Below are 11,305 nucleotides of genomic sequence, written 5' to 3' on the forward strand. Positions count from 1 at the left end.
GTTAATGATTGAAATCGAAAAGCCGAAAATCGAAACGGTTGAACTTAACGAAGATGCTAAATATGGTAAATTCGTAATTGAACCGCTTGAGCGTGGATATGGTACTACTTTGGGTAACTCCTTACGTCGTATTCTTTTATCCTCACTCCCTGGTGCCGCTGTTACTGCTATCCAAATCGATGGCGTATTACATGAATTTTCAACAGTTGAGGGCGTAGTAGAAGACGTTACGACGATCATCTTAAACTTGAAAAAGTTAGCTCTTAAAATCTACTCTGAAGAAGAGAAGACGTTGGAAATTGATGTACAGGGCGAAGGTATTGTCACAGCTGCTGATATTACTCACGATAGTGATGTAGAAATCTTAAATCCAGATTTACACATTGCAACGTTAGCAAAAGATGCGCATTTCCGCGTGCGTTTAACTGCAAAGCGTGGCCGTGGGTATACGCCAGCTGATGCAAATAAAAGCGAAGATCAACCAATAGGAGTAATTCCTATTGATTCTATTTATACTCCAGTATCACGTGTGACTTACCAAGTGGAAAAGACACGTGTCGGACAAGTGGCTAATTATGATAAGCTTACGCTTGATGTATGGACGGATGGAAGCATCGGGCCAAAAGAAGCTATCTCTTTAGGTGCCAAAATCTTAACTGAGCATTTAAATATCTTTGTTGGTTTAACTGATGAAGCACAAAATGCTGAGATTATGGTCGAGAAGGAAGAAGATCAAAAAGAGAAAGTTCTTGAGATGACTATCGAAGAACTAGACCTTTCTGTTCGTTCTTATAATTGCCTAAAACGTGCAGGAATTAATACTGTACAAGAGCTTGCGAACAAAACAGAAGAAGATATGATGAAAGTTCGTAACTTAGGACGTAAATCCTTAGAAGAAGTTAAACATAAACTTGAGGAATTAGGTTTAGGTTTACGTAAAGACGACTGAGGATTTAAACCCATCAACAAAGGAGGGAACTACGAATGGCATACAGAAAATTAGGCCGTACAAGTGCGCAACGTAAAGCTATGTTACGTGATTTAGCTACTGATTTAATTATCAACGAGCGCATCCAAACGACAGAAACTCGTGCAAAAGAACTTCGTTCTGTAGTGGAAAAAATGATCACTTTAGGTAAACGCGGAGATCTTCATGCTCGTCGTCAAGCAGCAGCTTTCATTCGCAATGAAGTAGCTAACGCTGAGACTGGTCAAGATGCACTTCAAAAACTATTCGCTGATGTAGCTCCACGCTATGCTGAGCGCCAAGGCGGATACACTCGTATTGCAAAAATTGGTCCACGTCGCGGAGACGCAGCACCAATGGTAATTATCGAGTTAGTATAATGATAATTAAAAGGGCAGGACAGTTCTTTTCAAGAAACTGGTCATGGCCCTTTTTTTTAAATATAAAAATAGGCTAACTTGGCGAAGGAAAGGGTGCCTTCTATTGAAAAAAGAGAAACTTCGGATAGAAAATATATCATTTCAATATCCTGGGGCAGCCACTTATGCATTAAAAGATGTTTCATTTTCCTTATATGAGGGAGAATGGGTATCTATTATTGGACAAAACGGTTCAGGAAAGTCTACACTTGCAAAATTATTGAATGGTTTGTTTTTGCCAGAAGCAGGGACTATTACAGTAAATGATACAATGGTTTTATCAGAGGAAACGGTATGGGATGTTCGAAAACAACTTGGAATGGTATTTCAAAATCCAGATAATCAATTTGTTGGAACGACAGTGCAAGATGATGTTGTATTTGGCTTGGAGAATATCGGAATGCCAAGAGAACAAATGATTGAAAGATTAGAACAGGCCTTGCAACTTGTCCGTATGGAAGATTTTCTTAATGATGAGCCTCATTCCTTATCTGGTGGGCAAAAGCAGCGAGTGGCAATAGCAGGCGTTTTAGCACTTCAACCATCTATTTTAATATTAGATGAAGCAACGTCAATGTTAGACCCTCAAGGGAGACGTGAAGTAGTAGAAACGGTTAGACAACTTGTTACTCAAAAAGGTATTACCGTGTTATCAATTACGCACGATTTAGAAGAAGCGGCACAGTCAGATCGTGTCATTATTTTAAATAAGGGAGAAATATTAGAGGAAGGGACTCCAGAAAAAATTTTCAAATCCTCTCATATGCTCCAAGAAATTGGCTTAGATGTACCGTTTTCGGTGAAAATAGCAGAATTATTAAAAAGAAATGAAATTCTCTTGCAAAATACGCATCTTACAATGGAAAGCTTGGTGAACGAACTTTGGAGATTACATTCCAAAAAGTAGAACATCGTTATCAATATAAAACTCCATTTGAAAGACGCGCACTTTATGATGTAGACGTGTCGTTTCCAAGTGGGGGCTATTATGCCATTATCGGTCATACTGGTTCAGGAAAGTCGACGATGATTCAACATTTAAATGGTTTATTGCAGCCGACAAATGGTACAGTTCAAATTGGTGAACATTTGATTTCGGCAGGAAAGAAAGAAAAAAAGCTAAAGCCACTACGTAAAAAAGTAGGGGTTGTCTTTCAATTTCCAGAACATCAGTTGTTTGAAGAGACTGTGGAGAAAGATATTTGTTTCGGCCCTACTAATTTTGGAGTATCTGTAGACGAAGCAAGGAAAAAGGCTAGAAAGGCAATTGAACTTGTAGGGCTAGAACCAGAACTGTTAACACGTTCTCCGTTCGAATTAAGTGGTGGACAAATGAGACGTGTTGCTATAGCGGGTGTACTGGCAATGGAACCTGAAGTGCTTGTATTAGATGAACCTACAGCAGGACTAGATCCAAAAGGGCAGAACGAACTTATGGAGATGTTTTATAAGCTGCACAAGGAGAAGGGTCTTACAGTCATCCTTGTAACGCATAATATGGAGGATGCTGCTCAGTATGCGGAGCAGATTGTAGTTATGCATAAAGGAACGGTCTTTTTGCAAGGAAGTGCAGAGGAAGTATTTTCACATGCTGATGAACTAGAGAAAATTGGTGTGGATCTTCCTATGTCATTAAAGTATAAACGTGCAATTGAAGAGAAGTTTGGTATTTCAATTCCAAAGGCTACCTTATCTTTAGAGGATCTTACTCATGAAGTTGTGCAGGTGTTACGAAAAGGTGGTCATGAATCATGCAGCAGTTGATTATTGGGAGATATATCCCGGGGAATTCACTTATTCATCAACTTGATCCACGTACGAAGCTGCTGATTGTCTTTTTATATGTATTTGTTGTTTTCTTAGCAAATAATGCGATTTCATATGGATTTTTATTTTTATATGCACTCATTGCTTTATTTTTTGCAAAAGTGCCGATTCGTTATGTACTTTCGGGCTTAAAACCAATTTTATGGATTTTTCTTTTTACATTTTTCCTGCATATTTTTACAAATAAAGAGGGGGATGTACTATTCCAGCTTGGTTGGTTTTCGATATATGAAAAAGGATTAGAGCAAGGGATATACATTTCTGTACGATTCTTCGTTATTATTTTAATGACGACATTATTAACGTTAACGACGACACCTATTGAAATTACAGATGGTTTGGAGACGTTATTAAAGCCGTTGAAGCGTATAAAGGTTCCTGTTCATGAAATCGCATTAATGATGTCAATTTCTCTTCGTTTTATCCCGACATTAATGGATGAAACGAGTAAAATAATGAAAGCACAAGCGTCACGTGGTATTGATTTTGCCGGGGGACCGATAAAAGATAGAATGAAAGCTATTATTTCACTGCTCGTTCCTCTGTTTATCAGTGCTTTTAAGCGTGCAGAGGACTTAGCCATTGCGATGGAAGCTCGTGGATATCAAAGTGGTGAAGGACGTACTAAATTTAGGCAACTACGCTGGAAAACAAGCGATACAGTAACGATTGTCAGCTTATTTTGTTTAGCTTGTATTTTGGCATGGGTGCGATCGTAATGGAGAATAGAGAAATGGATAGAATAAAATGTACGGTTGCATATGATGGCATGCATTTTTGTGGTTATCAAATTCAGCCGAACCATCGTACTGTTCAACAGGAGATAGAAAAAGCATTGCAGAAATTGCATAAGGGAGAACTTGTTCGTGTTCAGGCATCTGGTAGAACAGATTCTACAGTTCATGCAAAAGGACAAGTAATACACTTTGATACTCCTTTGTCTCTTGAAGAGTGGCAATGGAGTAATGCTTTAAATACAATGTTGCCAGATGATATTGTTATTAGGCAAGTAGAGAAAAAAACAGAAGAATTTCATGCACGTTACGGTGTTGAGAAAAAAGAATATCGTTATCGTGTATTATTATCAAAGACTGCGGATGTATTCCGTAGAAATTACGTATATCAATATCCATACCCGCTCGAAATCAACTCTATAAGAAAAGCAATTCCTTATTTTATTGGAACGCATGATTTTACTTCTTTTTGTTCGGCAAAAACTGACAAAAAAGATAAAGTGCGAACAATTTATGAAATCGAGTTAATTGAACAAGATGATGAAATAATTTTTCGTTTTGTAGGTAATGGATTTTTATATAATATGGTCAGAATTATTGTTGGTACGTTACTTAGCGTAGGGCAAGGAAAGCTTGATCCTGATAGCATTCCAGAGATTTTAGCGAAACAAAATCGTCAGTTTGCTGGAAAGATGGCTCCAGGTCATGGGCTTTACTTATGGGAGGTAAACTATAACAACTAATCCTGGTGTAACATTTGCTTGACATTAGAAACTCAAAAGTATATCATAACATATGGTATTGTTTCTAAAACCACGATTAGCCCCGGAAGGAAATCGTGTTTAAGATAAACAATAGATTTTTTCTATGGAAAAGATAACGAGGAGGGAAACACATGCGTACGACTTTTATGGCAAAAGCTAACGAAGTTGAGCGTAAATGGTATGTGGTTGATGCTGAAGGTCAAACTTTAGGTCGCCTTGCTAGTGAAGTAGCATCCATTTTACGTGGTAAAAACAAACCTACATTTACACCACACGTTGACACGGGTGATCATGTAATTATTATTAACGCTGAGAAAATTCATTTAACAGGTAATAAATTAAACGATAAAATTTACTACCGTCACACTAACCACCCAGGTGGACTTAAGCAAAGAACAGCTCTTGAAATGCGTACAAACTACCCTGTACAAATGTTAGAGCTTGCAATTAAAGGCATGCTTCCAAAAGGACGCTTAGGCCGTCAAGTTTCTAAGAAACTTAACGTGTATGCTGGAGCAGAGCATCCACACCAAGCACAAAAACCAGAAGTTTACGAACTTCGCGGATAATTAATTAAAGGAGGGCTTACTTTGGCACAGGTTCAATACTATGGCACTGGACGTCGTAAGAGTTCAGTAGCGCGCGTACGCCTAGTTCCAGGCGAAGGACGCGTTATCATTAACGGTCGTGATTTTGAAAACTATATCCCATTTGCTGCATTACGTGAAGTAGTGAAACAACCTCTAGTTGCAACAGAAACTTTAGGTAACTACGATGTACTTGTAAACGTAAATGGTGGTGGATACACTGGTCAAGCTGGTGCTATTCGTCACGGTATTTCTCGCGCTTTATTAAAAGCTGATCCAGAATACCGTCTAACATTAAAACGTGCAGGTCTATTAACTCGTGACGCACGTATGAAAGAGCGTAAAAAATACGGTCTTAAAGGCGCACGTCGTGCACCTCAGTTCTCAAAACGTTAATTTTTGCGAACTACAAACCCCAACCATTTTGGTTGGGGTTTTTTTATGTTTCATTCTTCTTTTGCAATTTTTATAGCTTGGAATATTTTAGTGCTACCGCCGCGCGTATGCTTCTTCTTTAGAAGTTTAGACTAATACGTATTAGGGAGGTTTATATGTACTATGAATGTCATTGTCAGCTTACAAGAAAAACAAAAAGAAAAGCAGTTAAAATACGAGCGGAAGATGTTGCGGGAATTATCATTAAAAACATTGCGTTCAAATATTCGTGATGCCTTTCAAATGCAAGAGCTTCATCGTCAGTATGAAGATTACTGTATTGAATTAGGGATAGAATCTTATTTATTAGGAGCGAGATACAGTAAATTTGGTTATTATGGTGAATCGTTTTTTGATGTGAAATATAGAGCTTTAGAAGAAGAACAACAATTAACTGAAACGCTATTTCAATTTTTAACGAGTATGACTATGCGAGAAATAAAGTTGAAAGATGAGGAGTTACTTTTTGAATCTTGTCAGCAGTTTATAGGATTGTGGTGGCAAGAAGGGTATGAAAAAGGTGAAAGAAGATATCGATTAAAGCTTCATTAAGACAAGCATAAACTTTCCTCTTGTCCCATATAAGTAATTAGAGGGACTAGCTGGAGGAGGAAAGGTATGAAGAGAATTCGAATTATCTCTTTTGCACTCGCTGCGGTTGTATTGTTTTTTTTAGTCAAGCAAGAATTTCAAATTACAAAATCGTGGCGAGCTTGGAATTTACCCTTATCAGGGAAAGTAATTGTATTAGATGCTGGGCATGGTGGACCAGATGGAGGGGCTGTTGGTGGAAAGGATATTATAGAAAAGGATATTACGCTTGAAATTACAAAAAAGGTACAAGACTATTTACAAGAACAAGGTGCACTAGTTATTTTAACGCGTGAGGGAGATTATGATTTAGCTAACAAAGATACAAAGTCATATAGTAGACGTAAAGCAGAGGATTTAAAAAAACGTGTAGAAATCATCAATAAACCTGATGTAGACTTTTTTGCAAGTATTCATTTAAATGCTTTAACTAGTAGTGGATCGAAAGGCGCACAAACGTTCTATTACCGCTCTTCGATTGAAAATGAACGTGCTGCAAAATTTATACAGGCTGAATTGAGAACAAGTTTAGAGAACACGAATCGTTCTGCTAAGACAATTTCGCATGTGTATTTATTAAAGTATTCTAAAACACCAGGTGCTTTAATTGAAGCCGGCTTTTTATCAAATGTGAACGAAAGGTATATGTTAAATTCGGAGAAATATCAGCAAAAGGTAGCAGCTGCAATATACCGTGGTATATTACGTTATTTCACGGAAAAAGGAAATCCTCCAGAATAAGGAGGATTTTTTTGAGCTTCTCTCGTTAACGAAGTTTTCGGAAAATATGTTATACTGGAAATGTAAACGCATTTATTTCAAGAATACGCAGAGATAAATTCAATTAACATTACGTTATTTTTCATACAGGGGGCTGGGCTAATTATGGTAACGAAAGAGCAAGTGGTTGAAGCGTTAGAAGGGATTGTAGATCCGTTTTTACATAAAACATTAAAAGAAACAAGTGCAATTAAAGAAGTAACAGTCAAGCCAGAGAAGGAACATGTGAGTGTTAAAATTGCAATCGTAAAAACCGGTACAGCGGAACAAATGCAGTTGCAGTCTGGAATTGTAAAGTTAGTAAAAGAACTTGGGGCAGCAACAGTTGGACTTCGTTTTGCAGAATTTACAGAAGAGGAATTAGCTCAGTTTGCACCGGAACAAGAAGAAGAGCAAAGTGAATCTTTATTGTCACCTAATTCAAAAACAACATTCTTAGCAGTAGCGAGTGGAAAAGGTGGCGTGGGAAAATCAACTGTTTCCGTTAACCTTGCAGTTGCTTTAGCTCGTTTAGGAAAAAAAGTTGGTATTATTGATGCGGACATTTACGGTTTTAGTGTGCCAGACATGATGGGGATAGAAAAACGTCCTATCGTAAGAGGTGACAAGATAATTCCGGTGGAACGTTTAGGTGTAAAGGTAATCTCAATGGGCTTCTTTGTAGAGGATAATGCACCAGTTATTTGGAGAGGACCTATGCTTGGGAAAATGTTAAACCACTTCTTCACAGAAGTAGAATGGGGCGATTTAGATTATTTAGTACTAGATTTGCCACCAGGCACAGGTGATGTTGCGTTAGATGTGCACTCAATGTTGCCATCTTGCAAAGAGATTATTGTAACGACGCCTCATCCAACAGCTGCGTTTGTAGCAGCGCGTGCTGGAGCGATGGCATTGCGCACTGAACATAGTATTCTTGGTGTTGTTGAGAATATGGCATATTTTGAAAGTAAGGTAACTGGTGAGAAAGAATATGTATTTGGAAAAGGCGGGGGAGATAAGTTAGCTACCGAATTACAAACGAATGTTCTTGGTCGTATTCCACTGCAACAACCCGATTGGAATAAAGAAGACTTTGCTCCTTCAGTATATGAAGATACACATACAACTGGCATTATTTATAGTAAAATAGCTGAAACAGTAATTGATAAAACAGCTGTTACACAAAAATAAAGTGAAACTTTAATCAGTGGGGTTCACCTGTTACTGACAACAATAAGGCTTTTGTTGCTAGTAAACCTTTCGCTTAATTAGAGGGGTCCATTTTGTCTGTTAATAGCAAGATAAAGTAATAACGAGTGAACAATATATAAATTGTCCACTCGTTATTATAGTTATTATTTTTTACTGTTCTTCCTTCTTCTCGCCTTGAGAACCACCGTCACCGCCTGCTTCTTTCTTACCAGATCCGCCTTTTTCAGCTTTTTGCACACCTTTACTAATGATATCAATCATCTTGGCTTGGAAGAGTGGACTTTCAGCAGTTTCTGTTAGTACTTGTTGTAGATATTGACGGTATTCTTTACTCTTCATTGTTTGTAACATCATTTTTTCTACTTCAGGATTTTTCATAATTTCTATAACGCCTGCTTGGTATTCAGGGTCTTTTAATAAGGTTTTCATTAATTGAGTTTGTTCTTTCCCCATACTTTTAGCAAATTTTGATGAGAACTCAGGATCTTTAAAGAGCTTTTCCCAGAATTGTTGCCCTTTATCGGATACCATGGCATCTTCAATCGTTTTCTTTACTACTGTTTCATCTAGTATGAGTGCTTGTTTCATTTTTTCATCAGTTAATACATCTTGAATAGCTTTCTTACCTTGATCTGTTTTTAAAATATCAACAATCATTTTCTTTGTTTGATCGTAATCTAGTTCGGATTTCGTTTCTTTTCCTTGTGCGCATGCTGCAAGTGCGATAAGTAGAAAAGAAGAAACGAAAATGAATAGCATCCGTTTCATAAGTTGGAACTCCTTTCAGCACAGTTCTCTCTTTTTAATATAAATATCTTTAAGGAATTTATACATGAACATGGCTAGCTTTTTGAAATTGTCATTGATACAATTTAATTAGAAATATAAGGATAATGGGGGATGTGTTGTGAATAGCCGCAAGTGGGTACGACTATTTTTAACGACGTTGTTTCTTGGTGGGATTAGCACAGTTATTATTGGTTTTGTTTTGGAGTGGGACAAGTATAATAAATTTTTTCAAAATTTCGACGGTAAGGAGATTTTAGCAGTATCTTTCTGGCTGATGGGTGTAGGATTTATTTTTAGTGTTATAAGTCAAATGGGATTCTTTGCATATTTAACAATCCACCGTTTTGGACTAGGGATGTTTCGCTCATCTTCTTTATGGAATGCAGTCCAGCTCTTCTTTATTGCATTCGTATTATTTGATTTTGTGTATTTAAGATCTGTACTTATTGCAAATGGGGAAGTCTCGTTAGGGAATAATATACTTGTTGCTGGAATGTTATTTGTGTTTGGAGCAATTGTTGCTTATGTAAAAAGTAAAGAAACAAATAAAAAAGCATTTGTGCCAGCTCTGTTCTTTATGGTTGTTGTAACGATCCTTGAATGGGTACCGGCGCTTCGGATTAATGATACAGATTGGTTATATTTAATGGTTATACCGCTATTGTTATGTAATGCATATCAATTACTTGTATTACATCGTTTAATCGGAAAAACAAGTAAATCAGCTTAATAGAGAGGTTTTATACAACAGCAGTTATAATGTTGTAAATGGTATGATTAAAAAAGCTCTACCACCTTCTTGAAAGGTAGTAGAGCTTTTTATGCGTGAAGAGTAGTAGGGAAGAAGCTACTTCACATCTTCACTTTTCGTACTTGTGTTGGAAATAAGTTGTGAAACGGATATTTGCTCATATCCATCACTTTTTATTTTTTGCAGGAGCAGCGGTAAAGCTCTATTTGTTTGAAGGGCAGAATCGGATGCGTGTAATAAGACGATATCTCCACCTTTCAAATTATTAGAGACAGTGGAAACGATGTTATTTACACCTGGGTTTTTCCAATCGTTTGAATTATTACTCCAATGCACGACGGTGTATCCAAGTGATTCTGCGATTTTAAGGGTTGCTTTGTTAAATTCGCCACTAGGTGGACGTAACAGCTTGACTTGTTTTACACCAAGTTTCGTAAAAACATCTTGTGCTCGTAAAAGGTCTCGTCTTATTTCATTTGTCTCTAGAGAAGTATAGGATGTGTAATTGTACCCCATACTACCGATTTCGTGTCCATCTTTCATGATTCGCTCTACAATATCGGGGTGTCTTTCGGCCCATGCAGCAGAAAGGAAGAAGGTTGCATTCTTAATTTCTTTTTCTTTAAGAGTATCTAGGATTGGAATTGCTTTTTTGTCTCCCCAACTAATATCAAACGTAAATGCAACTTGCTTTTTAGCGGTGTCTCCTTTGTAAATTACTTTAGGGCCTGTAGCAGTTGAAAAAGCAGATTCATGTGAATATGTTTTTAAAAAGAGTAGCCATGCTGTAAATAAGGACAGTATCACTATTAAGCTAATGTGTTTAAAATTTCTCTTACTCGTAATAAAAAAGAAAAACATAATATTACGCCCCTTTGTCCAATCCTTTTCAGTTACATATATGCTGGAAATATAAAAAAGAGAACAAAGGATTAATATCGTAAGTAGTGGATATAATGGATGATAGGATTGTGATAATTGAAAATGAGCGGAACGTTTATTGTTGCGTAAGGAATTATTGAGGTGATTGTTTGCTTGGGCTGATGTTGACAAAAGAAGAGAGAAAAGAAATGGAATACATATTGAAGAGAGAATTAGAGGAACTTTTATTTGATTTTGAAGATGAGCGTATTCATGAAGTTGTAAAAAAAGCTATGGAAGAAAGATATAAAATCATTTTCTGTTTATTCCGGAGAGTAGCTAACACAGAAGAATGTATTCGTTATTTAAGAAAAAGAATTTTTTATTAAAAAGTGTTGACGTTAATAGTTTGTATATGTTAAATTAATAACCGTCGCTGATGCGGAAACGCAGAAAACGACAAAAAGAAATTGAAAAACTTAGTTGACATTAACTAACGAAGATGTTAACATAAGGAAGTCGCAAATGAGCGACCAAGTAGTTCTTTGAAAACTGAACGAAACAAACAACGTGAAACGTCAATTTTTATTTTAGATGCTAGACAAA

The 11,305-nt window shown here is 36.9% G+C and carries 15 protein-coding genes; 13 read left to right on the top strand and 2 right to left on the bottom strand.

The genetic code is table 11. The features are described from left to right. Positions 1-4 precede the first annotated feature (4 nt). The 11 genes from ACTFO4_RS27815 (at position 5) to ACTFO4_RS27865 (ending at position 8,277) form a co-directional block, all read left to right on the top strand. Entirely contained in the window at positions 5-949 is a 945-nt protein-coding gene (locus ACTFO4_RS27815) for a DNA-directed RNA polymerase subunit alpha (RefSeq protein ID WP_000569643.1), read from the top strand. A gap of 35 nt (positions 950-984) precedes the next feature. Next, complete coding sequence (gene rplQ, locus ACTFO4_RS27820) at positions 985-1,347, top strand: 50S ribosomal protein L17 (RefSeq protein WP_000331490.1); 363 nt, start codon at positions 985-987, stop codon at positions 1,345-1,347. A 103-nt stretch (positions 1,348-1,450) separates the two neighbouring features. Then, entirely contained in the window at positions 1,451-2,293 is an 843-nt protein-coding gene (locus ACTFO4_RS27825) for an energy-coupling factor ABC transporter ATP-binding protein (protein ID WP_059303359.1), read from the top strand. Beyond that, positions 2,269-3,150 (top strand): energy-coupling factor ABC transporter ATP-binding protein, encoded by an 882-nt coding sequence (locus ACTFO4_RS27830; RefSeq protein ID WP_061456708.1) that lies wholly within the window; start codon positions 2,269-2,271, stop codon positions 3,148-3,150. Before ACTFO4_RS27825 ends, ACTFO4_RS27830 begins: the two co-directional genes overlap by 25 nt. Then, the gene (locus ACTFO4_RS27835; RefSeq protein ID WP_001186526.1) at positions 3,138-3,932 is read left to right on the top strand and encodes an energy-coupling factor transporter transmembrane component T family protein; all 795 of its coding nucleotides are present in this window, start codon (positions 3,138-3,140) and stop codon (positions 3,930-3,932) included. The genes ACTFO4_RS27830 and ACTFO4_RS27835 overlap by 13 nt, the downstream gene beginning before the upstream one ends. Before the next feature lie 14 nt (positions 3,933-3,946). Beyond that, positions 3,947-4,690 carry a tRNA pseudouridine(38-40) synthase TruA gene (truA, locus tag ACTFO4_RS27840; RefSeq protein WP_002164804.1) on the top strand — a complete coding sequence of 248 codons (744 nt, stop codon included), beginning with the start codon at positions 3,947-3,949 and terminating at the stop codon, positions 4,688-4,690. A 152-nt stretch (positions 4,691-4,842) separates the two neighbouring features. Then, positions 4,843-5,280, top strand: a complete 438-nt coding sequence (rplM, locus tag ACTFO4_RS27845) for a 50S ribosomal protein L13 (RefSeq protein WP_001260793.1) — start codon at positions 4,843-4,845, stop codon at positions 5,278-5,280. Between the two features lie 21 nt (positions 5,281-5,301). Beyond that, positions 5,302-5,694, top strand: a complete 393-nt coding sequence (gene rpsI, locus ACTFO4_RS27850; protein WP_000079986.1) for a 30S ribosomal protein S9 — start codon at positions 5,302-5,304, stop codon at positions 5,692-5,694. 162 nt (positions 5,695-5,856) lie between these two features. Continuing rightward, positions 5,857-6,285: a DUF2521 family protein gene (locus tag ACTFO4_RS27855; protein ID WP_001101005.1), complete on the top strand. Its 429-nt coding sequence runs from the start codon at positions 5,857-5,859 to the stop codon at positions 6,283-6,285. A 66-nt stretch (positions 6,286-6,351) separates the two neighbouring features. Beyond that, positions 6,352-7,065 (top strand): N-acetylmuramoyl-L-alanine amidase CwlD, encoded by a 714-nt coding sequence (gene cwlD / locus ACTFO4_RS27860; protein WP_000822439.1) that lies wholly within the window; start codon positions 6,352-6,354, stop codon positions 7,063-7,065. A gap of 144 nt (positions 7,066-7,209) precedes the next feature. After that, complete coding sequence (locus ACTFO4_RS27865) at positions 7,210-8,277, top strand: Mrp/NBP35 family ATP-binding protein (protein WP_000256628.1); 1,068 nt, start codon at positions 7,210-7,212, stop codon at positions 8,275-8,277. A gap of 171 nt (positions 8,278-8,448) precedes the next feature. Here ACTFO4_RS27865 and gerD read toward each other — a convergent pair whose 3' ends face one another. Continuing rightward, positions 8,449-9,066, bottom strand: coding sequence for a spore germination lipoprotein GerD (gene gerD / locus ACTFO4_RS27870; protein ID WP_000827295.1), 618 nt, complete (start codon positions 9,064-9,066; stop codon positions 8,449-8,451). Between the two features lie 139 nt (positions 9,067-9,205). On the opposite strand from gerD, the gene kbaA reads away from it, so the two are divergent. Next, positions 9,206-9,817 (top strand): KinB signaling pathway activation protein KbaA, encoded by a 612-nt coding sequence (gene kbaA, locus ACTFO4_RS27875; protein WP_001088527.1) that lies wholly within the window; start codon positions 9,206-9,208, stop codon positions 9,815-9,817. Positions 9,818-9,934: 117 nt separating this feature from the next. On the opposite strand, the gene pdaB is transcribed toward kbaA, so the two are convergent. Beyond that, positions 9,935-10,699, bottom strand: a complete 765-nt coding sequence (pdaB, locus tag ACTFO4_RS27880) for a polysaccharide deacetylase family sporulation protein PdaB (protein ID WP_000464703.1) — start codon at positions 10,697-10,699, stop codon at positions 9,935-9,937. A gap of 170 nt (positions 10,700-10,869) precedes the next feature. Here pdaB and ACTFO4_RS27885 point away from each other — a divergent pair, with 170 nt between their 5' ends. Beyond that, positions 10,870-11,088 (top strand): hypothetical protein, encoded by a 219-nt coding sequence (locus ACTFO4_RS27885; RefSeq protein WP_440014553.1) that lies wholly within the window; start codon positions 10,870-10,872, stop codon positions 11,086-11,088. Positions 11,089-11,305 lie beyond the last annotated feature (217 nt).

Origin of the sequence: Bacillus cereus group sp. MYBKT14-1 (assembly GCF_051915185.1) — a bacterium.
GTDB lineage: Bacteria > Bacillota > Bacilli > Bacillales > Bacillaceae_G > Bacillus_A > Bacillus_A cereus.